The sequence below is a fragment of the Kitasatospora sp. HUAS MG31 genome (assembly GCF_040571325.1).
GTDB classification, from domain to species: Bacteria; Actinomycetota; Actinomycetes; order Streptomycetales; family Streptomycetaceae; genus Kitasatospora; species Kitasatospora camelliae.
Genome location: NZ_CP159872.1, coordinates 3,586,910 through 3,607,040 on the forward strand (window position 1 = coordinate 3,586,910; position 20,131 = coordinate 3,607,040).

Annotated in this window: 21 protein-coding genes and 1 tRNA gene; 12 read left to right on the forward strand and 10 right to left on the reverse strand. The window is 75.4% G+C overall.

Annotation, left to right across the window (positions count from 1 at the left end; translation table 11 throughout):
• Positions 1-402: 402 nt before the first annotated feature.
• Positions 403-1,614, reverse strand: coding sequence for a TetR/AcrR family transcriptional regulator (locus tag ABWK59_RS16120; protein ID WP_354641280.1), 1,212 nt, complete (start codon positions 1,612-1,614; stop codon positions 403-405).
• 166 nt (positions 1,615-1,780) lie between these two features.
• On the opposite strand from ABWK59_RS16120, the gene ABWK59_RS16125 reads away from it, so the two are divergent.
• Complete coding sequence (locus ABWK59_RS16125) at positions 1,781-2,938, forward strand: acyl-CoA dehydrogenase family protein (protein WP_354641281.1); 1,158 nt, start codon at positions 1,781-1,783, stop codon at positions 2,936-2,938.
• Between the two features lie 177 nt (positions 2,939-3,115).
• On the forward strand, positions 3,116-4,807 hold the full coding sequence (locus ABWK59_RS16130) for a class I adenylate-forming enzyme family protein (protein ID WP_354641282.1): 1,692 nt from the start codon (positions 3,116-3,118) through the stop codon (positions 4,805-4,807).
• Positions 4,808-4,843: 36 nt separating this feature from the next.
• Here the strand turns inward: ABWK59_RS16130 and ABWK59_RS16135 are convergent, their stop codons facing one another.
• Positions 4,844-5,113 carry a hypothetical protein gene (locus tag ABWK59_RS16135; protein ID WP_354641283.1) on the reverse strand — a complete coding sequence of 90 codons (270 nt, stop codon included), beginning with the start codon at positions 5,111-5,113 and terminating at the stop codon, positions 4,844-4,846.
• A 155-nt stretch (positions 5,114-5,268) separates the two neighbouring features.
• Between ABWK59_RS16135 and ABWK59_RS16140 the strand changes: the two genes are divergently transcribed.
• Complete coding sequence (locus ABWK59_RS16140) at positions 5,269-5,601, forward strand: cupin (protein WP_354641284.1); 333 nt, start codon at positions 5,269-5,271, stop codon at positions 5,599-5,601.
• Between the two features lie 47 nt (positions 5,602-5,648).
• Here the strand turns inward: ABWK59_RS16140 and ABWK59_RS16145 are convergent, their stop codons facing one another.
• Positions 5,649-6,230 (reverse strand): TetR/AcrR family transcriptional regulator, encoded by a 582-nt coding sequence (locus ABWK59_RS16145; protein ID WP_354641285.1) that lies wholly within the window; start codon positions 6,228-6,230, stop codon positions 5,649-5,651.
• Between the two features lie 97 nt (positions 6,231-6,327).
• Here ABWK59_RS16145 and ABWK59_RS16150 point away from each other — a divergent pair, with 97 nt between their 5' ends.
• The 5 genes from ABWK59_RS16150 to ABWK59_RS16170 all read left to right on the forward strand — a co-directional run bounded on the left by ABWK59_RS16150 (position 6,328) and on the right by ABWK59_RS16170 (position 10,070).
• Positions 6,328-7,893: an MFS transporter gene (locus tag ABWK59_RS16150; protein ID WP_354641286.1), complete on the forward strand. Its 1,566-nt coding sequence runs from the start codon at positions 6,328-6,330 to the stop codon at positions 7,891-7,893.
• 197 nt (positions 7,894-8,090) lie between these two features.
• On the forward strand, positions 8,091-8,450 hold the full coding sequence (locus ABWK59_RS16155; RefSeq protein ID WP_354641287.1) for a YidH family protein: 360 nt from the start codon (positions 8,091-8,093) through the stop codon (positions 8,448-8,450).
• The gene (locus ABWK59_RS16160) at positions 8,447-8,803 is read left to right on the forward strand and encodes a DUF202 domain-containing protein (RefSeq protein ID WP_354641288.1); all 357 of its coding nucleotides are present in this window, start codon (positions 8,447-8,449) and stop codon (positions 8,801-8,803) included. Before ABWK59_RS16155 ends, ABWK59_RS16160 begins: the two co-directional genes overlap by 4 nt.
• Before the next feature lie 160 nt (positions 8,804-8,963).
• On the forward strand, positions 8,964-9,245 hold the full coding sequence (gene tatA / locus ABWK59_RS16165; protein ID WP_354641289.1) for a Sec-independent protein translocase subunit TatA: 282 nt from the start codon (positions 8,964-8,966) through the stop codon (positions 9,243-9,245).
• 297 nt (positions 9,246-9,542) lie between these two features.
• Positions 9,543-10,070, forward strand: a complete 528-nt coding sequence (locus ABWK59_RS16170) for a potassium channel family protein (protein WP_354641290.1) — start codon at positions 9,543-9,545, stop codon at positions 10,068-10,070.
• Between the two features lie 10 nt (positions 10,071-10,080).
• Here ABWK59_RS16170 and ABWK59_RS16175 read toward each other — a convergent pair whose 3' ends face one another.
• The 5 genes from ABWK59_RS16175 to ABWK59_RS16195 all read right to left on the reverse strand — a co-directional run bounded on the left by ABWK59_RS16175 (position 10,081) and on the right by ABWK59_RS16195 (position 16,411).
• Positions 10,081-11,598 (reverse strand): protein kinase domain-containing protein, encoded by a 1,518-nt coding sequence (locus tag ABWK59_RS16175; protein ID WP_354641291.1) that lies wholly within the window; start codon positions 11,596-11,598, stop codon positions 10,081-10,083.
• Between the two features lie 88 nt (positions 11,599-11,686).
• Positions 11,687-13,834: a bifunctional polysaccharide deacetylase/glycosyltransferase family 2 protein gene (locus ABWK59_RS16180; protein WP_354641292.1), complete on the reverse strand. Its 2,148-nt coding sequence runs from the start codon at positions 13,832-13,834 to the stop codon at positions 11,687-11,689.
• A gap of 17 nt (positions 13,835-13,851) precedes the next feature.
• Positions 13,852-14,349 carry a hypothetical protein gene (locus ABWK59_RS16185; protein WP_354641293.1) on the reverse strand — a complete coding sequence of 166 codons (498 nt, stop codon included), beginning with the start codon at positions 14,347-14,349 and terminating at the stop codon, positions 13,852-13,854.
• A 455-nt stretch (positions 14,350-14,804) separates the two neighbouring features.
• Positions 14,805-15,650, reverse strand: a complete 846-nt coding sequence (locus ABWK59_RS16190) for a hypothetical protein (RefSeq protein ID WP_354641294.1) — start codon at positions 15,648-15,650, stop codon at positions 14,805-14,807.
• The gene (locus ABWK59_RS16195; protein ID WP_420492789.1) at positions 15,647-16,411 is read right to left on the reverse strand and encodes an RNA polymerase sigma factor; all 765 of its coding nucleotides are present in this window, start codon (positions 16,409-16,411) and stop codon (positions 15,647-15,649) included. Before ABWK59_RS16195 ends, ABWK59_RS16190 begins: the two co-directional genes overlap by 4 nt.
• A gap of 331 nt (positions 16,412-16,742) precedes the next feature.
• Here ABWK59_RS16195 and ABWK59_RS16200 point away from each other — a divergent pair, with 331 nt between their 5' ends.
• From ABWK59_RS16200 to ABWK59_RS16210, 3 genes are all read left to right on the forward strand, one after another.
• Positions 16,743-17,480 (forward strand): hypothetical protein, encoded by a 738-nt coding sequence (locus ABWK59_RS16200; protein ID WP_354641296.1) that lies wholly within the window; start codon positions 16,743-16,745, stop codon positions 17,478-17,480.
• 223 nt (positions 17,481-17,703) lie between these two features.
• Positions 17,704-18,399: a tyrosine-protein phosphatase gene (locus ABWK59_RS16205; RefSeq protein WP_354641297.1), complete on the forward strand. Its 696-nt coding sequence runs from the start codon at positions 17,704-17,706 to the stop codon at positions 18,397-18,399.
• 31 nt (positions 18,400-18,430) lie between these two features.
• Positions 18,431-18,877, forward strand: coding sequence for a GNAT family N-acetyltransferase (locus ABWK59_RS16210; RefSeq protein WP_354641298.1), 447 nt, complete (start codon positions 18,431-18,433; stop codon positions 18,875-18,877).
• 22 nt (positions 18,878-18,899) lie between these two features.
• On the opposite strand, the gene ABWK59_RS16215 is transcribed toward ABWK59_RS16210, so the two are convergent.
• Positions 18,900-19,394 carry an NUDIX hydrolase gene (locus ABWK59_RS16215; protein WP_354641299.1) on the reverse strand — a complete coding sequence of 165 codons (495 nt, stop codon included), beginning with the start codon at positions 19,392-19,394 and terminating at the stop codon, positions 18,900-18,902.
• A gap of 201 nt (positions 19,395-19,595) precedes the next feature.
• Between ABWK59_RS16215 and ABWK59_RS16220 the strand changes: the two genes are divergently transcribed.
• Positions 19,596-19,675: transfer RNA gene (locus ABWK59_RS16220), tRNA-Tyr, on the forward strand.
• A 106-nt stretch (positions 19,676-19,781) separates the two neighbouring features.
• Here ABWK59_RS16220 and ABWK59_RS16225 read toward each other — a convergent pair.
• Entirely contained in the window at positions 19,782-20,060 is a 279-nt protein-coding gene (locus tag ABWK59_RS16225; RefSeq protein ID WP_354641300.1) for a hypothetical protein, read from the reverse strand.
• Positions 20,061-20,131 lie beyond the last annotated feature (71 nt).

The following is a 20,131-nucleotide window of genomic DNA, read 5'->3' on the forward strand; positions in this document are numbered from 1 at the left end:
CCCGCTCGGCCTTGTGCGCCACGGTGGGGGCAATAGCCGCCGAATCCCCGGCCGTGACACCTTCGGGGGAACCCGGTCGATACCCCTGGAGGCCAACCGCCCTGGCACGCAATCCTGGTGACGCGACGCCGGCGGTCCACGCGGGTGGGGCGGCCACGGTCCGGCGCCGCATTCGCACCGGTTAGCAGGGAGACCATCCTGTCCCGTATTCACGCGGCGGCCGCCGTGACCGCTCTCGGCGCGTTCCTGCTCAGGGGAATCGGTTGAGTGGCGTCGGGAACGGTCCGGCCGGGCAGCTCCGGTGGCCGCGGGCCGGCCATGAGCTGGTGGGGGCGGGCCGCGCGGGCCCGCCCCCACCGTCACGCCCCGGAGACGGAGACCGCCGAGGCGCCGGACGGACTGTCAGTCCGGGTCCGGGTCCGGACCCGGGTTCCGGTCCAGGCCCAGAGCCGCTCGGCCGAGCAGCGGCAGGCTGCCGGCCGGATCCGGCCCGGCGCCCCGGGGCCGGTTCCGCACCCCGTCGTTGACCAGCGCGAACATGGCGTGCACCCGGATCCGGGCCTCGGCCTGGTCGTACTCCGGGTGGAGCTGCTGCAGCAGGCCGACCCAGGTGCGCAGGAAGTCCCGGCGGAAGTCGACGGCGGCCTTGCGGTCGGCGGGGGCCAGGCGCTCGGTCTCGCTCATCATCGCGCCGAGGTAGTGGCTGTTGCGGAGGGCGAAGCCGGTGTAGGCGTCGAGGCCGGCGGTGAGCGCCTCGCGCGGTCCGGCGGCACCGGCGATGGCGCCCTCGACCTCCTGCCAGAGCCGTTCGCGGCTGCGGACCAGGGCCGCGGCGAGCAGGTCGGCCTTGGTGTCGAAGTGCTTGTAGAGGCTGGGGCCGGCGATGCCGACCGCGGCGCCGAGCTGTTCGGTGCTGACGTTGTCGAAGCCGCGTTCGTGGAACATCCGGACGGCGGTGACCAGGAGTTCCTCACGGCGGGACTCGACCGGTGCGGGCGCGGGCCGGGACTCGCTCCCGGAGGTACGGCCGGCACCGGGCACCTCGTCGAGGCGGACGGCCAGCAGCTGCTCCCCGAGCCGCCCGAGCAGGGCCTCGAACCGCCGCCGGGGCGGCGCGAAGGTGTGGTACGACAGGCTGCCGTAGGCCGAGAGCACCGCCCAGCAGAGCGACTGGGCCTCCCCGTCGGCCAGTTCGGGCCGGGCCCGGTGCAGGGTGCGGGCCATCGCGGCGGCGGTGCGGCGCAGTTCCCGGCGCAGGATGGCGCGTTGGGCGGGCGGCAGCAGGCGGGAGTCGCGCTGCCAGAGGGTGCCGAGGGCGCGGTGGTCGACGGCGACGGAGGCGAGGGCGGCGCAGAGGCCGGCGGGGGTGCCGTCGGTGGCGCGGGCGACGGCCTCGCGCAGCGCGTCGAGGCCGCGGGTGACGGCGCGCAGCAGGAGCTCGGGCTTGCTGCGGAAGTGCCGGTAGAGGGCGGGGGCGGTGATGCCGACCTCGGCGGCGACCTCGGCCATGGAGACCTGGTGGTAGCCGCGGCGGTGGAACTGGTCACTGGCGGCGGTGAGGATCTGCGTCCGGCGGCCGGGCGGCCGGCGGACGGTCTCGCGTCCCGTGGCCACGTCGTCCCACCCCTCGCGGTCGGTTCCCGGGTTCGGCGACGAGGCTACCAAGGATTCACTTGACCGTCCGGTCTCCCGTGCGGCAGGCCGTCCGGGATGCTGGACAGCCTTGGCTACCGGCGATTAACTTGTCGTGCGATCAGCGGCCGAACGAAGGGAGCCCGCCGTGCGCCGTACGGTGTTCAACGAGGACCACGAGGCGTTCCGGGCGACCATCCGGGACTTCATCGCCAAGGAGGTCGTCCCGGTCTACGAGGGCTGGGAGGCCGCCGGTCACCCCCCGCGGGACTTCTACCGCAAGCTCGGCGCGCTGGGCGTGTACGGCATCGAGGTCCCCGAGGAGTACGGCGGCGCGGGCGAGAGCGGGTTCAAGTACCAGGCGGTGGTGTCCGAGGAGTGCGCCCGGGCGGGCGTGACCTTCGGCTCCTCCGGGGTGCACACCGGCCTGGTGCTGCCGTACCTGCTGGAGTACGCCAGCGAGGAGCAGAAGCGGCGCTGGCTGCCGGGGTTCGTCTCGGGCGACATGATGACCGCGATCGCGATGACCGAGCCGGGCGCCGGCAGCGACCTGGCGGGCATCTCCACCACCGCGCGGCTGTCCGAGGACGGCACGCACTACGTGCTGAACGGCGCGAAGACCTTCATCACCGGCGGGGTCCTGGCCGACCTGGTGCTGGTGATCTGCCGCACCTCCCCGTACGACCCGGCGAACCGCCGGGCGGGCCTGTCGATCCTGTGCGTGGAGACCGACTCCGAGGGCTACGCGGTCGGCCGCAAGCTGCAGAAGATCGGCCTGCGCACCTCGGACACCGCGGAGTTGGCGTTCTCGGACGTCCGGGTGCCGGTGGAGAACCTGCTCGGCGAGGAGGGCCGCGCCTTCGCCTACCTGACCCACAACCTGGTGCAGGAGCGGCTGGCCATCGCGGTGGGCGCGTACGCCTCGGCCGCGGCGGCGGTGCGGTTCGCGGTGCAGTACGTCAAGGACCGCAAGGTGTTCGGGCAGACGGTGGCGGAGTTCCAGAACACCAAGTTCACCCTGGCGGACTGCGAGGCCCAGGTGATGGCCCAGCAGTCGATGGTGGACCGGGCCCTGGAGCTGTACCAGGACGGCGCCCTGACGGTGGCCGACGCGGCCGCGACCAAGCTGTTCTGCACCGAGTCGGCCTCCCAGGTGATCGACAAGTGCCTGCAGCTGCACGGCGGTTACGGCTACATCCTGGAGTACCCGATCGCCCGGCTCTACACCGACAACCGGGTGTTCCGGATCTACGGCGGCACCAGCGAGGTCATGCGGACCATCGTCGCCAAGTCGCTGGGCCTGTAGCGGTCCACCGGTCCACCGGGCCGACCTGGGCCTGTAGCGGTCCACCGGGCCGACCGGGCCCTTCCGCGCGGGCAGCGGGCCGCCCCCATGGGCCCGCTGCCCGCAGCGGGCGGCGGCCGCCGGTAGCCTGGCGGCCGCCCACCCGGGCACCCGCCGCCGCCCCGCACCGAGGACCCGATGACAGCCGACTCCCGCGACCTGGTCACCCGGGTGCAGGCGGCGCTCAGCGCACCCGGCGCCCCGTTCGAGGCGGTGCCCGGGCCGACCGGTCCGCGCTACCGGCACGGACCGCGCACGCTGCGGGAGTTCCTGGACTCCACCCGCGCCCACGGGGACCTGACCTTCCTGGTCGCCGACGGCGGCCGGCTGGGCTACGCCGAGCACCACGCCGCGGCCACCACCCTCGCCCGCCACCTCCTCGACCGGTACGGGCTGCGCCCCGGCGACCGGGTGGCCATCGCGATGCCCAACCTGCCCGCCTGGCAGACCGCGTTCTGGGCCGCCCAGGCGGCGGGCCTGGTCGCCGTCCCGCTGAACGCCTGGTGGACCGAGCGCGAGCTCTCCCTCGCCCTGGACGACTGCGCGCCGGGAGTGCTGGTGGTGGACGCCGAACGGGCCGGGCGCACCGCGGCCTGGGCGGCCCGCCACGGCGTGCCGCTGCTCACCGCCGGGGTCCCGGCCGGTGGAGGGCCCGACGGCGCCGAGCGGCTGGAGGACCTGGCGGCCCTGGCGGCGGGGCCCGGGGAGCTGCCCGCGCCGGCGCCGGGGGACGACGCGACGATCATCTACACCTCCGGGACCACCGGCCGGCCGAAGGGGGTCACGGCGGGGCACGCGGCCTGGTGCGCGGCGCTGGCCGGGGCGCGGTTCTTCGCGGCGAGCTCGCTGCGCTGCCGGGGTGTCGACCCGGCCCAGGCGCCGCCGCAAACGGCGCTGGTGACCTTCCCGTTCTTCCACGTCGCGGCGTTCACCACGCTGCTGCCGCTGATGGCGGCGGGCGGCACCGCGGTGCTGATGCGCCGGTGGGACGCCCCGGCGGCGCTCGCCCTGATCGCCGAGCACCGGGTGACCACCTTCTCCGGGGTGCCGACCACCGCGCTGGGCCTGCTGGACGCGGCCGACGCGGCGGGCGACGCGATGCCCTCGCTGACCCTGCTGAGCACCGGTGGCGCGCCCGCCCCGCCCGGGTTGTCCCGCCGGGTCGCGGAGCGCTTCGCCGGCCGGGTGGAGGCCCGCAACGGCTACGGCCTCACCGAGACCTGCGGCGGGGTGCTCGCCCACTTCGGTGCCCGCTACCTGGCCGAGCCCGGCTCGGTGGGCCGCCCCTCCCCCGGGGTGGAGATCCGGATCGCCGGCCCGGACGGGTCCGAGCTGGCCGAGGGCGCGGTCGGCGAGCTGTGGGTGCGCGGCCAGGCCGTGTTCCGCGGCTACCGGGGGGACGCCGGGGCGACGGCCGCCGCCTTCGCCGCGGAGGGCGGCTGGTTCCGGACGGGGGATCTGGCCCGGTCCCGGGGCGGCGAGGTGTCCGTGGTCGACCGGCTCAAGGACGTGGTGATCCGGGGCGGCGAGAACGTGTACTGCGGGGAGGTCGAGGCGGTGCTGGCCGGGCATCCGGCGGTGGCGGACGCGGCGGTGCTGGGCGTGCCGCACCCGCTGCTCGGCGAGGAGGTCGCGGCGGTGGTGGTGCCGCGTCCGGGCGCCGCGGCCGACGCCGAGGAGCTGCGCGCCCATGTGGCCGGGGAGCTGGCGGCGTTCAAGGTGCCCGCGCACGTGCTGGTCCGCTCGGAGCCGCTGCCGCGGAACCCGATCGGCAAGGTCGTCAAACCCGTGCTGCGGCAGCAGCTCGCGGCGCTGCCGCCCCGCACCTGAGCGGCGGGTGCGGCAGCGCCGCGGATGCCGGCCCGGTCAGTTGGCGGAGGCCCGCCCCTCCGTGCGCCAGGCTTCGAGACCCGCCAGGGACGCGGCCCTGGCCTGGTTGAGGCCGCGCCGCGCGATCTCGGTGGGCGGGGTGTCGAGCTGCTGCATCCAGCCGCGGCCGGCCGAGGCCACCGCGACGCTGAGGACCACGGTGCCGGCGAAGGCCATCGCCGCGCCGAGGCCGGTGAGGACGGCACCGGCGGTGAGCATGCCGCGGTTGATCTGGAATCCGGCCATGAACTTCTGATTGGTCGCCATACCCTCCACCATCGGCCCGGGTCGCCGCGTCCGCACGCCGAGCGGCCCGGACGGGCGGCCGGGCGGGCTACCCCGGGTGCGTGGCCCAGCGCGCAGGACCCCGGGGCCGGCCCTAGGGTCGCGGCGGGGGCTCGACGACCGTGGAGGAGGCCGTGATGGCGGCGCCGGTTCACATCGATCTCACTGCGCTCGCCGAGGAGCACGCCGCGAAGGCCGCCGGCAACCCGCACGGGCGCAGCGCCCACCTGGTGCTGCACGACGGGGTGCTGCGGCAGACGGTGATCGCGCTGACCGCCGGGACGGCGCTGGACGAGCACAGCGCGCCGGTGGCGGCGAGCCTGCTGGTGCTGCGCGGGCGGGTGGCGCTGACCATCGCGGGTCACCGGCAGGACGTGGCGGCGGGCGAGCTGCACGCCATTCCGCAGGAGCGGCACGGTCTGCTGGCGCACGTGGACTCGGTGGTGCTGCTCACCGCCGTCACCAACTGAGGCGCGCGGCCCGACCGGTCGGGCCGCGCGGGCGAGCCGGGTCGGCGTCAGCCGGTGCCGAGCACGCCTTCGCTGACCAGTTGCAGGCCGCGCAGGAAGTCCTTCCCGCTCGGCACCTGGTCCGGGGAGACCACCCACTGGGCGGCGAGCCCGCCGAGGAGGGCCTGGTAGAAGGTGCCGCGGGCGATCTCGTCCGGGGTGTCCGGCACCTCGGGCAGCCCCTGGAAGATCGCGGAGAGGCCGAGCCGGGCCTCCTTCTGGGCGCCGTCGAACATCGCCCGGAGTTCCTCCGCGTGGTCGAGCTGGGCGAGTGCCTCGAACTGCGCGGTCCACAGGCCGCGGTACTCGGCGAAGGTCTCCAGCACCCGGTCCCAGGCGGCGACGAACCGCTCCCGGGGGTCGGTCACCCCGGCGGTCTCGGTGAGCACGGCGCCGACGGCGTCACCCCACTCCCCCATCGCGGCCATCATCGCCTGGTTCATCAGGGCGTCCTTGGAGCCGTAGTGGTAGCCGATGGCCGCCAGGCTGACGCCGGCCGCCGAGGCGATGTCCCGGGCGGTGGTGCGGCCGTAGCCCTTCTCGTACAGGCAGCGCTTGGCGCCGGCCAGCAGGTCCTCGCGATTTCCCATGGCGCCGATGCTACGCGAATGCTGGACGAACGTCTTGCACGGTTGAGTCAGACGAACGTACTAGACAAGCGTGTGACACATCCGTACAGTCATCGGCATGACCGCAACCCACGGCCTCAGCGGCCGACGCGCCTGGATCGGCCTGGCCGTCCTCCTGCTCCCGACCCTCGTCCTGACCATGGACATGGGCGTGCTGTTCTTCGCCGCCCCCTTCATCGCCACCGATCTGCGGCCCAGCGGCACCGAGCAGCTGTGGATCATGGACATGTACTCGTTCCTGCTGGCCGGCCTGCTGATCCCGATGGGGGCGCTGGGCGACCGGTTCGGGCGGCGCCGGCTGCTGATGTGCGGTGCGGCGGCGTTCGCGGCGGCCTCGCTGGTGGCGGCGTACGCCGACGGCGCGGGGCAGCTGATCGCGGCGCGGGCCCTGCTCGGGGTCGCCGGGGCGGTCTTCGGGCCGTCCACGCTGGCGCTGATCCGCAACATGTTCGAGGAGGGCCGGCAGCGGCAGACCGCGATCGGCGCCTGGAGCGGCGTGATGATGGCCGGGGTGACCGCCGGGCCGGTGGTCGGCGGGCTGCTGCTGGACCACTTCTGGTGGGGTTCGGCGTTCCTGATCGCGATCCCGGTGATGGTGCTGACCCTGCTCGCCGCCCCGCTGCTGCTGCCCGAGTACCGGGCGCCGAAGGCCGGCTCCTTCGACCTGGCCGGCGCGGTGCTCTCGATCGCCACGGTGATGCCGGCGGTGTACGGGATCAAGTCGCTCGCCGTGGACGGCTGGAGCCTGCCGCCGGCGCTGGCGCTGGCCGGCGGCCTGCTGGCCGGGGCGGGTCTGGTGGCCCGGCTGCGGACGGCCGCGCACCCCCTGATCGACCTCGGCCTGTTCCGGATCCGCACCTTCAGCGGGGCGATCACGGTCAACACCATCGCGATGTTCGCGATGATGGGCTTCACCCTCTTCACCTCGCAGTACCTGCAGCTGGTCAAGGGGCTGAGCCCGCTGGCCGCCTCGCTGTGGGCGCTGCTGCCCAGCCTCGGGGTGGGCGCGGCGGTGGGCACCTTCGGCGCGCTGTCCGGCAAGGTCCGCCCGGCGACCCTGCTGACCTGCGGCTTCCTGATCGGCGCGGCCGGCTTCGCACTGATGACCACCGTCCGGCCCGACTCGCCGCTGGCGCTGATCCTGGTCGCGGCCGGGGTGATCGCGGCCGGGTCGGTGGGCACCGTCACCATCACCGCCGACATGGTGGTCTCGGCCGCCCCCGCCGAGCGGGCCGGCGCGGCCTCGGCCACCTCCGAGACCGCCCAGGAGCTGGGCAGCTCGCTCGGGATCGCGCTGCTCGGCGCGGCCGGCGCGGCGATCTACAAGTCCCGCCTGGAGGACGCCCTGCCCGTCGGGCTGGACGCGGACGCGGCCCGGGCGGCGCGGGACACCCTCGGCGGCGCGGTCACCGTGGCCGCGCAGCGCGGGGACGCGGTGGGCGCGCAGCTGCTGGAGGCCGGGCGGGCGGCCTTCGCGGAGGGCATGCACGTGGCGGCCGTGGTCGGTGTGGTCTTCCTGCTGGCGGCGGCGCTGGCCGCGCACCGGCTGATGCGGCACCTGCCGGTGCAGGGCGCGGCGGCCGCGGCGGAGCCGGAGCCCGAGGAGGCCCCCGCCGCGGTGTGACCACCGCCCGCCCGGGCACTCGGGAGCGCGTCATGGACGGCCCCGGTCGGCAGCAGCCGGCCGGGGCCGACGGCTGTTCGCGGCCTCGCCGCGCGGGGCGGCCGCGGGCGGCCTAGCGTGTCGTCGGAGCCCGTCGAGGGCGCCCGCCAGGGGCGGGTCACCCGGACGGCCCCGAGGAGACGGGAGGGCGGCGGGCGATGGAGGAACCGTCCTGGCGCCGCGAGGGCGAGGACCCGGACTACCGGTTCTCGCTGGCCAACGAGCGGACCTTCCTGGCCTGGATCCGGACCTCGCTGGCGCTGCTGGCCGGCGCGGTGGTGCTGGACCAGCTGACCCCCGAGCTGGCGCCGCGCCCGGTGCGGGCCGGCCTGGCGGTGGTGCTGGCGCTGTCCGGGGCGGCGCTGGGCGCGGCGGCGTACCGGCGGTGGGCGCGGGTGGAGCGGGCGATGCGGCTGGGGCTCCCACTGCCGTACACCCGGACGATGCTGGTGCTGACGGTGTGCGTGGCGCTGGCGGCGGTGGTGCTGTCGGTGCTGATCGTCGGGTCGGCCCGGTGACCGCCCCGGGCGGGGGCCGCGGCGGTCCGGTCCGCGACCCGGGCCTGCAGCCGGAGCGGACCCTGCTGGCGTGGAGCCGGACGGCGCTGCTGCTGGTGGTGGACGCGGTGCTGCTGCTGCGGACGGGACTGGTGCGGCGACAGGCCGGGCTGACCGTGCTGGGCGGGCTGCTGGCCGCTGCGGCGGCGGGGTTCTACGGGTACGGACTGCGTCGGCGGCGGCGCGCCGGACGGAGTCCGGGCGGTGCGCCGGAAGCCGTCCGGGCGCTGCCGGTGCGGGTGCTGGCGGTGGTGGTGGCGGTGGTCGCGGCGGGGTGCGCCTGGGGGGTGCTGGCCGGCCCCGCACCCCGATAGTGGTATAGACCATAAAGGCGTGATCACCTGCTTTTCGACAGGTGTTCGCCGACGGGTGTGTACGTTGGTCGATCCCGCCAGGCATACTGGCCGGGTCGGGCTTGTCCGCCCGTTCCCAGTGATTCGGCGAGATACTCCGCGAAAGGCCCGGTGGTCAGGGATGTTCCGTAACGGTCTCGAGCCCTGGCACTTCATCATCATGGTGGCAGTGCTCGTCCTGCTCTTCGGCTCGAAGAAGCTGCCCGAGATGGCCCGTGGCCTCGGCAAGTCGATGCGTATCCTCAAGGCCGAGACCAAGGCCCTGCGCGAGGACGACGCCCCCGCGGAGGCCGGCGCTGCCGCCGGTACCGCCGCCCGCACCGCCGAGCAGCCCCGTCCTCAGGCCGTCGAGCCGACCACGGTGACCAAGGCCACGGAGACCCCGAAGTCCACCACCGCCTGAGTCGCTCGTTCCGGAGCCGCCGACCCGTCAGCTGACGGGTCGGCGGCTCCGTTGCGTGTCCGGCCGACTGGCAGTCCGATGTGTTCTGGTATCTCCTGGTTTCCGGCTGGCAGCCCTGAGGACCCGGAGGTTGGGATGGCGGACGACGCTTCGGCGAACGGCGGGGAACCCACCGGACCGCGCCGCCGGCCTGCCGGACCGGAGCGCCGCGCACCCGCCGAGCCGCCGGACGGGTCGGCCCCGGCGGACCGTCCGGAGCCCGCGCCGCCCGGCACCACCGGCTGACGGGCGGCCCGGATGGCCGTCGACCGCGCCGAGTCGGTGGCGCTGCTGGCGACCGCCAGCGGCCCGGTGGCCCTGCTGACCGCGTGGTTCCTGGTGCCGCTCGGGGTCTTCGGGCCCGATCAGCCGGTCCTCGGCTGGACGGTCTTCGCGCTCGCCCTCGGCCTGCTGGCCGCCTTCCTGCTGCGCGAGATCCGGCGCGAGGCCCTGGGACTGCCCGGCCGGCCCGCCCGGGCGATCCTTATGCTGCTCTGCACCGCGCTGGTGATCTTCGCGACCGCGTACCTGACGATCTCGCGGACCCCCGGTGAGCTGGACGGGCTGCACACCAAGGTGGACGCGCTCTACTTCACGGTGATCACCATGGCCACGGTCGGGTACGGGGACATCGTCCCGACCGGGCAGACGGCCCGGGTGGTGGTGATGCTCCAGATCGCCTACACCGTGGTGTTCCTGACGGCCGGGGCGGCGGCACTGAACCGGCGGGTCAAGGCCGACGTGGCGCGGCGGGCGGGCGCCCGCCCGCCGGAGCCGGACCGCTGAGCCGGACGGCTCAGTCGTTGCCGTCGCGCAGGGTGTTGATCAGCGAGCCGAGCTTGTTCTGCCAGGCGGAGGCGGTGCCCTTGTCCACGGCCCGCTTCTTGGAGAGGTCGGCGACGATCCGCTGAGCGTCCTTCAGGGCGTCGGCCGCGGCGTCGTTGCGGCGGGCCGCGACGTCCCGGGTGGCCTCGTCGAGGACCCGCAGCAGGTCCTCCTGGCGGTCCCGCTCGCGGTGCACGTCGGTCTGCGCCACGGCGGCTCTCAGCTGGGCGATCTGGCCCGCCGGGTTCGCCTTGGCACCGGCCGAGGGGCTGGCGGAGGCGCTGGCGGTCGGGCTGGGCGCCGCGGAGGGCGAGGCGGACGGCTCGGCGGAGGCCGCCGGGGCGGAGGAGGCGGCCGGGGCCGCGGCGGGGCTCTTCCGGGCCTGGGAGCCGCCGCCGGTGAGCGCGAAGGCGGCGACGGCGACGATCACGGCCAGCACGGCCGCGCCGATCCCGGCGAGCAGCATCGGGTTGCGGTCGCGCGCCGGCTCACGGTCCTCGTACGCCTCGGCCCGGTCCATGGAGGGCAGCGACGGGAGGAGCGAGGTGCGGTTGTTCTCCACGTACGGCTGCGCGGGGGCGGCCTGGGGGAAGCCGGGGGGCGGGGTGACCGGCGGGAGGAGCTGGGTGGCGGCGCCGAGGAGCTCGCTGGTGCGGTCGGCGGCGGCACCGCCGGGGACGGCGCCGAGCAGCTCGGCGCGGGCCCGGCCGGCGTCGTTCGGACGGTCGGCGGGGTTCTTGGCGAGCAGGCGCAGGATGGCGGCGTCGAGGGCCGGCGGGATGTCCGGGCGGCGGACCGAGACCGGGACGGGGTACTCGCTGACGTGCTTGAAGGCGATCGCGACCGGGGTGTCCGCGGTGAACGGCGGGGCGCCGGTGAGCATCTCCATCAGCACGCAGCCGACCGCGTACAGGTCGGCACGGCCGTCCAGCGCGGAGGCGGTGGCCTGCTCGGGCGAGAGGTAGTTGGCGGTGCCGACCACGGCGGCGGTCTGGGTGAGGTTCCCGGCGGAGGAGCCGGCGCGGGCGATGCCGAAGTCCACCACCTTCACCCCGCCGTCCGCGGTGATCATGATGTTGCCGGGCTTGATGTCCCGGTGCACCAGATCCTGGCCGTGGGCGGCTTCCAGGGCTTCGAGGACCGCGGAGGCGATGCCGACCGCGCGCTCGACCGGCAGGACCCCGGACTCGGCGATCAGGTGGCTCAGCGGCCGGCCGTGGACCAGCTCCATGACGATGTACGGGAAGCCCTGGTCGACGCCGGAGTCGAAGACGGTGACGATCCGGGGGTGGACCAGGATCGCCGCGTGCTGGGCCTCCAGGGTGAAGCGCTCGGCGAAGCGGGGGTCGTCGGCGAGGCCGCCGTTGAGGACCTTGACCGCGACCGGGCGGCCGAGCTGCCGGTCGACGCCCCGGTAGACGGTGGCCATGCCGCCGACGCCGAGTATCTCGCCGAGTTCGTAGCGCCCGTTCAGCGCACGTCCGATCATCGGATCCGCTCCTCTCTGTCCGCCGGCTGGAGGCAAACGATAGCGGGCACGCCGACCGGGGCGTCCCGCGCGGGCGTGCCCTGGCCTCTCACCCCGCCGCCGGAGGCACCTGGAGGGTGCCGTAGCGCTGCATCCGCTGCCAGCGCAGCCGGGAGCCGGCCAGGGCGGTGCAGACGGACTGGACGACGACCAGGTACATCAGCTGCCGGTAGACGAACTGCTGGAGCGGGAGAGTCCACAGCGGGCCGAGCTTCTCGCCGTCGAGCCGGAAGGCGTAGCCGGCGATCGCGGTCTGCAGCAGCAGGAAGGCGCCCCACAGGCCGATGATCCGCACCGGGTCGAGGAAGACCAGGCCGTACAGCGCGAAGACGTCCACGACCGGGGCGAGCAGCGGCAGCAGGACCTGGAACATCAGCAGGTAGAGCAGGCCGCGGCGGCCGAGCTTGCCGGCCTGGCCGCGCTGGCCGAGCGCGCCGCGGTGCTTCCACATGGCCTGCAGGGTGCCGTAGCACCAGCGGTAGCGCTGGCGCCAGAGGGCGCCGAGGGTGGCGGGGGCCTCGGTCCAGGCCTTGGCCCGCTCCTCGTAGACCACCCGCCAGCCGGCCCGGCACAGCGCCATGGTGAGGTCGGTGTCCTCGGCGAGGGTCTCCTCGGCGACGCCGCCGAGCCTGAGCAGGGCGGAGCGGCGGAAGGCGCCGACCGCGCCGGGGACGGTGGGCATGCACTCGGCGAGGTCGAACAGCCGGCGGTCGAGGTTGAACCCGACCACGTACTCGATGTGCTGCCAGCGGCCGAGCAGGCCGCCGCGGTTGACGACCTTGGCGTTGCCGGAGACGGCGCCGACCCGGCGGTCGGCGAAGGGCTGGATGAGCATCCGCACGGCGTCGCGTTCGAAGACGGTGTCGCCGTCGACCATCACCACGAGTTCGGCGCGGGCGTGCCGCAGGCCGTTGTTGAGAGCGGCCGGCTTGCCGGCGTTGGCCTGGCGGATCACCCGGACGTACGGGAGGTTCAGGGACTCGACCAGGTCGGCGGTGCCGTCGGTGGAGCCGTCGTCGACGACGATCACCTCGACCGGGTGGTCGGAGGCGAGCAGGGAGCGGACGGCGGCCTCGATGCCGGCGCTCTCGTTGTAGGCGGGGACGATGACCGAGACCGGTTCGGTGACCGGGGCGCCCCAGCCGCGGCGGCGCAGCTTCTTGTGCCGCCGGGCGGCCGCCAGCAGCGCCACGGCGCGCAGGACGCCGATCGCGCCGGCCGCCCAGAGCAGCCAGCCGAGCACGGTGAGGGCCCAGTCGCTGGCGGTGAGGGCGCCGATCAGGGCGAGGCCCTGCCAGTGGTCGCCGGACTCGGCGGGGTGCATGACCTGGGGCAGGCCCGCGGCGGCGCCGACGGTGGTGACGGTGAAGCCGCGGGTTTTGAGGTCGGGGAGCAGCCGGTCGAGGGCGGCGAGGGTCTGACTGCGGTCGCCGCCGGAGTCGTGCATCAGCAGGACCTGGCCGGCGGTGCCCTGCGGGGTGGAGTCGGCGACGATCTTCTCGACGCCCGGGCGGCGCCAGTCCTCGCTGTCCTGGGTGGTGAGGACGGTGAGGTAGCCCTGCTGGCCGGCGGTGCGGAGGGCCTCGTAGTCGACGTCGGTGACGGCGTCGGGGGTGGAGGAGTAGGGCGGGCGGAGCAGGGAGCTGGTGGTGCCGGTGGCGCCGGCGAGGGCGAGCTGGGCCTCGCGGAGTTCCAGGGTGCGGCGCCAGGGGGCGGCGGCGGAGAGGTCGGCGTGGGTGAAGGTGTGGATGCCGATCTGGTGGCCCTCGGCGAGGATCCGGCGGGCGAGTTCCGGGTGTTCGGCGACCCGGGTGCCGACCACGAAGAAGGTGGCGTGGACCTGGTGGCGGCGGAGGGTGTCGAGGATCCGCGGGGTCCACTCGGGGTCGGGGCCGTCGTCGAAGGTGAGGGCGACGGTCTTCTCGGCGGGGGCGGCGGTACGGGGTTCGGAGCCGCTGGTGTCGATGAGCGGGCCGCCGTCGGCGATCTGGGCGGGGACGGCCGCGGAACCGCTGCGGGGGCGGGGGGCGCCGTCGGCCTCGTGGCCGTACATGTGCTGGGTGTAGCCCTGGAGCAGGAGGGCCGCGCTCAGGGTGAGCACCAGGGTGGTGAGCAGCAGCCAGTGGGTGCGCAGGGGTACCTGGCGGACCACGCCGCGGCGGCCGCGGCGGGTGTGGGGGCGGGTCGGCGTGGCCACGGGGTCCTCGGGGCGGGTCAGGGGGTCTTGGTGGGCTTGTGGGCGTTGGGTTCCGTGGGTTTGCCTCGGCTGGAGGTGGGTGCGGGGTTCGGTGTCGTGGGCGGGTCGGCGACGGCGGTGGCGGCCGGTCGGACGGTGGTGGCCTGGCCGGTGCCGGCGGGGGTGGGTCGGCGGGTGGCGGCCTGGCCGGTGGCGTCGTCCGTGGGTTCGGCGCCGGCGGCCTCCTCTGAGGCGGTGGGCGCGGCGCCGGGGAGGGTGTCGGCGGGGCGCGCGGGCGGCTGCGGCAGGAAGGGCGCGTCGATGGCGGGGCCGCCCAGCAGGCTGCTGAGGACGAGGGCCAGGTAACCGACGGCGGGGACGGCGAGGAGCCGGCCGAGGCGGCGGACCCGGCGCTGGCGGCGGCCGCTGGAGTCGACGAAGACCGGCGGGGGTGCGCTCGGCGGTCCGCTCGGGCGGGCGGTGGCGGGCTGCGGGCCGGGCGGCACCGGGGCGAGCCGGGTGGTGTCGTCGATCACCGTGGGTCCAGGTTCTGAGCGGGGGCGGGGCGGACCGGCGGCGGGCCGGGAGCGGGCGGACGGCGGGCACGGGGGAACCCACCGGACGCCTCGGCTCCCGGCCCGCGGCCGGGCCGGTCCGGACGGGCGGCGGACCCGGGGGAGTCCACCGCCCGTCCGGAACCGTGCCGGGCGGGCGGCGGACCCGGGGGAGTCCACCGCCCGTCCGGAACCGTGCCGGGCGGGCGGCGGGCACAGGGGAGCCCGCCGACCACCCGGAATCCGGGGGCGCCGCCGCGGGGGCGGCGCAGGGGTGCTGCGGTACTGCGGTTGCTACTGGTGGTGCGGTCCTGCGGTTCGTGCGGTCCTGCGGGTGGCGCGGTGCCGTGGTGCCGCTCCTGGCGGTCCGTGGTGCCGCTTCGCCGGTCGGGCGGTGGGCCCGGGGGGATGTGCCCACCGCCCGACCGGGGTTCGGGTCACCCCTTGGCGGTTCCGTCCGGCGAGCCGTTGGAACGGCTGTCGCGGCCGGTACTGGGTGAGGGGGTGGCCGAGGGGCCGGGTTTCTCGGTCCGTTCGGCCTTGGTCGGGGTGGCGGAGGGGTTGTGGCCGTCCCCGCCGTGGTCGGGGGTCGGTGAGGCGGTGTCCTTCTTGCCGAGGCCGTTGCAGTAGCCCTGGACGCGTTCGGCGGTGCCGGCGGCCTTGACCAGGGGTTGCAGGGCCGGCTCGGCGAGCAGGTCCTTGGCCTTGGCGCCGCTGCCGGTGCGCTCGGTGAAGGTGCGGCAGAGCGCGGGCAGGTCGGCGGGGCCGGCGGAGGCCGCCCCGGGGTCGGTGGTGGGGCCGCCGTACGGTGCGACGCTGCCGGGCCCGGTGGTCCGGGCGGACGGGTCGCCGGAGGCGGGGTGCGACCGGTTCGGGGAACCGCTGGTGCCGGCGGCGGCCGGGGTGTCCCGGTCGGGTCCGCCGCCGAGGGCGGCGGGCAGGCTGCCGGTGCCGGCGGCCACGGCGACGCCGCCGACCGCGGTGACGGCGAACGCGGCGACGAGGGCCTTCGCGCTGAAGGCCCGCGCCATCGCGGTGTCCGCCATCGTTCGTCTCCTGGGCTGTGGAACGGGGGTGCGACGAGCCTCCCGGAAGGCGGCCACGGCTTCCCGTTCCCCGGGCAGTTCGCCGTCGGCGGCCGGGGCGGCTGCGGCGGCGAGCAGCCCGGCGAGGGCCGCGTGACCGGTGAGGGGGGCCGGACCGGCCTCCGAGCCGACCTCGGCACCCGAGAGCAGCTGCTCGGCGGTCGCCCGGTCGATCCGGCGGGATCGGTTCTTGCTCATCTCATGTCCTTCAGCGTCGCGGCCCCGGCGGGTGTCACACCTTTCCGAGAACTTTTTTCCAGCGGCTTCTGCCGGGGTACTCCGGCGGCGACTCCTCCACTGCTCTCCAGCAGCTTGGCGAGCTTGCGCAGGCCCCGGTGGGCGGCCATCCGGACGCTGCCGGAGCGCTTGCCGAGGACGCGGGCGGCGCTCTCGGCGTCCAGTTCCAGCACCACCCGCAGCAGGACGGCCTCGGCCTGGTCGCGGGGCAGTCCGGCGATCAGCGCGAGGGCGTCGGAGGTGGCGACGGTGGCGATGGCGCTGCCCGCGGTGTCCTCGGCGGCGGCGAGCTCGGCGAGGAACTCGACCGGCAGGTCGGCCACCGGACGGCGGCGCTGGCGGCGCAGGTGGTCGAGGGCCCGGTTGCGGGCGACGGTGGCGGCCCAGCCCCGGAAGCCGTCCGAGTCGCCGGTGAAGGTGTGCAGGTCGCGGGCGATCTGGAGCCACGCCTCGGAGGCGATGTCCTCGGCGTCCTCGGCCCGGCCGCCGACCAGGACCCGCAGGTAGCGCAGCAGGCCCGGCTGGACGGCCCGGAACAGCAGCCGGAACGCCTCCTCGTCGCCCTGCCGGGCGGCCTCGACGGCCGCGGTGAGGTCGGTCCGGCGGTCGGGCGGGTGCCCTGGCGGTGCGGGGGTCCTGTACGGGTCGTGGGCACCTGAAGGGGTACCGGTCGGGTCGTGGCCGCCCACCCCGTGGTGTTCTGCTCTGTGCACCCGCCACATGATGCGCCATCCCCGTGGCGCGCCGGGTCGGAAGGTCCGAGGACCGCGCTGACCAGGACCAACGTCCTGGCAGCGGCTGCCATTCGTCCGCAGCCGACAAAGGTGTCCGGGACATAGGTTCTCCGGTGGGTGGGTGGGTGGGTGGGTGTGGGCGGGCGCGGCCGGTGCGGGCTGCGCCCGCCTTCCTCCCCGCCGGGCCGCGCCGTTCCGTGCCGATTCCTGCCGATTCCTGCCGATCCGCAGCGATCCGCAGCGATCCCTCGCCGATCCCGGTTGATCCCGCCCCCCACCCCCGCTCCCCGCCGCTCCCCCACCGACCACGGGACCCGTGATGACCACCGCTGCCTGGCAGCTCCTCGCCGAGGGCCTGCGCGACCACTTCGCGCCGGCCCTCCGGACGCTCGGCTTCACCGGCTGGCGGTACACCTTCTCCGTCCCCGACCGCGCCCACTGGGCGCTGCTCGGCGTCGAGGTGGCGGCCGCGGGGGCCGGCGACCCGGCCGTCCGCTACACGCTCAACCTGAGCGTCACCGCCAAGGACGCCTGGGCCGGGCGGGCCCCGCGTCAGCGCGGCTCGCTGCGGCCCGACCCGAACACCGCCTCCGGGCTGGAGAGCTGGCGGGCCCGGATCGGCGAGCTGCTGCCGGCCGGCGGGGACGTCTGGTGGGAGATCGCCCCGGGCCCGCGCTGGCTGGTCGCGGTCGAGGACTCGGTGGCCGCCGTCCGCCGCTACGGGCTCCCCGAGCTGCTGCGCCGCCTGGAGGAGCCCGCCACCCGGACGTACCTGTCCGCCGTGGAGCTGGAGGAGGTCAACGCCGCCCTCGCCCGGGCAGCGGTCTCCCGGATCCGCCGCACCGAGCTGACCGCGGACGGGGAGCTGCTGCTGCGCGGTGCCTGGGTCCGGTCCGACCGGGTCGCCCGCCGGGTGCTGGAGAGCACCGCCGAGGGGTTCCTCTCCGCGGGCGACGAGCGCTACCACCGGGTGCGGGTGTTCGACACGCTCGGGCGGGAGCTGTGGTCCCTCGGCGCACCGGGCCGCTCCGAGGCCGATCGGCCGGACGGCGGCTGAACCCTTGGGCCCGGCCCGTGGCAACCCCGGCCCGTCCGGCGCGGTCGGCCCGTCGTGGCCGCTTCGCCGCGGCCGGCTTGTCGCGGTGGGTCCGTCGCCATGGGGCCGTGGACGGACGACCGGAACCGGGTGACACGGTCCCGGTGTCCTTGAAGGACGACGAACCACGACGGGGCCATCCGGCCGCCGTGCGACTCGGGGGATGACGGGGGACTTGCGACTCATGACGGACGATCGCCGGCTGGTCTGGGACGGCTGCCTCAACGTACGGGACCTCGGCGGTCTGCCCACCGTGGACGGCCGCCGCACCCGCCGCGGCGCCGTCGTCCGTGCCGACAACCTCGACCGGCTCACCGCCGAGGGCTGGGCCGCGCTCGCCGCCCACGGCATCCGGACCGTGGTCGACCTGCGCAATGACGAGGAGTACCGGCCGCTGCTGCCGCTGCCCGAGGGCGTCGAGCTGGTCCGGGTGCCGCTGGACGCGCTGGCCGGCCCCGACTGGTGGGCCCGGTTCGGCGGGCTGGACGGCACCCCGCTGGCCTTCCGCCCGTACCTCGACCACTGCCGGGAGGCGGTGGCGGCCGTCGTCGCCGCGGTCGGCCGGGCCCGGCCGGGCGGGGTGGTGGTGCACTGCGGCGCGGGCCGCGACCGCACCGGGCTGGCCACCCTCGTCCTGCTCGCCCTCGCGGGCGTCGAGCACACCGCCATCGCGGCCGACTACCAGCTGAGCACCGCCAACCTCCAGCCGCTGTGGGGGATGCTCGGCCGGCCCGACGAGACCGAGCTGATCGAGAAGATCCTCCGCGACGCCGGCACCACCGCCGAGGACGTCCTCCTCCAGGTCCTCACCGAGTTCGACCCCGAGGGCTACCTCCCGCCCGCCGACGCCACCGCCGTCCGCACCCGCCTGCTGCCCTGACCGGGGCCCGCCGGCCTGGGAGACTCCCGGCATGATCTTCCGTACCGCCGCCCGCCGCGACCTCCCCGCCGTCCTCGCCCTGCTGGCGGACGAGGACCGCGTGGTCGATCCGGCGTCCGTCGTGGTGGACGCGGCGTACGAGACGGCGTTCGCCGCGATCGAGGCGGACCCGCGCAACGAGGTGATGGTGCTGGACGAGGGCGACGGCACCGTCCTCGGCTGCCTCCAGCTCACCTACATCCCGGGGCTCGGGAAGCGCGGCAGGGAGCGCGCCCTGGTCGAGGCGGTCCGGATCCGTGCGGACCGGCGCGGTACGGGCCTGGGCCGGGAGCTGATGACCCGCGCCGTGGACCGCGCCCGGGAGCGCGGCTGCGGGCTGGTCCAGCTGACCAGCGCCAAGCGTCGCGGCGACGCCCACCGCTTCTACGCCTCGCTCGGCTTCGACCGCAGCCACGACGGCTTCAAGCTGACGCTCTGATCCGGTGGGCGAAGGGCTCCCGTCAGAAACCCGGGACCGGGGTGGTGATCACCCGGGTGCGGCCGTCCGCGCGGGCGGCGAGGCCGGCCTGGAGGCGCAGCGCGCGGGCCGGGCCGAGCAGGTCGAGCGCCTCGTCGACCTCGACCCAGCGGTAGGCGTCGAGTTCGCCGGCCGGCAGGGTGATCGTCGAGTCGGCCGGGAGCGTGCCGAAGTCGAAGAGGAAGTGGCAGGCGGGGTGGGCGAGTTCGCCGGAGGGGTTGGTCCAGCCCACGGCGAGGAGTTCACCGGCGGGCCGGACCAGGCCGGTCTCCTCCAGGAGTTCGCGCTCCGCGCAGTGCTGCGGGTTCTCGCCGAGGTCGACGGTGCCGCCGACGAACTGCCAGTGGTCGCGGTAGCCGGCCTTGACGATCAGCACCCGGCCTTCCGGGTCGCTGATCAGGCAGCCCGATGCGGCGTACACGCGGTGCAGTGAATTCAGCCATTCCTCGCGGGACTTGAACTCCGGCGCTTCCGACATGGCACTCCTCGGTGGGTGTTGCGGTGGGGTTTCGGCTGTGGGCTGTGACGGCGGGGGCGGTGGAACGATCGCGGCGCGCCCCCACTCTCGCACCGGGCGCGCCGCGGCGGAAATCCCTTTGCCCCACCCCGGCCGCGCCGGGAGAATCATGTCCGCAGGGCAGCTCAACCAGCCTCCGGAGCAGTGGAGTTGGCCTGACCAGGGTGTGCTGGGCATCGGTGAGCCCAAGGGCCTGTAAAGCCCCCGCTCCGGCTGTGGAGGTTCGAATCCTCCCGCGCCCACCCTGCGCCGGAAGGACGCGACGAGGTGGCACCCTCCACGGGAGGGTGCCACCTCGTCGGTGTTCCGGCTGCGCTCCGGACGGCGGGTCCGGTGCGCCGGGCGGCGTCAGTGCGCCGAGTGCTTCTCGGCCCCGCGGTGCCGGTGTCCGGGGAGTTCGACGTGGCCGGCCGGTCCGCCGAGCGGTCCGGTGGTGGCCATCTCGCGACGCCCGCCGTGGCTGAACGTAACGTCCCCGAAGTACGGCCCCGAGCGGGCCGCCGCCGGGCCGTCCGTGTGCAGTTGTGGGGCGAGCGGGCTGGGGTTCGCTTCCATGCTCCGGCGTTCGAGGAGTTCCTGGGTGCCGCGGCGGAGCTTGGCCATCTTGCCCGTCGTGCGCTTGGTCATGTCGACCTCCCTTCGGCGGCCCGCGCCGTGGGGCGGGTGGCCGCTCGGGCTGCGGATGCATTCCGGTATGC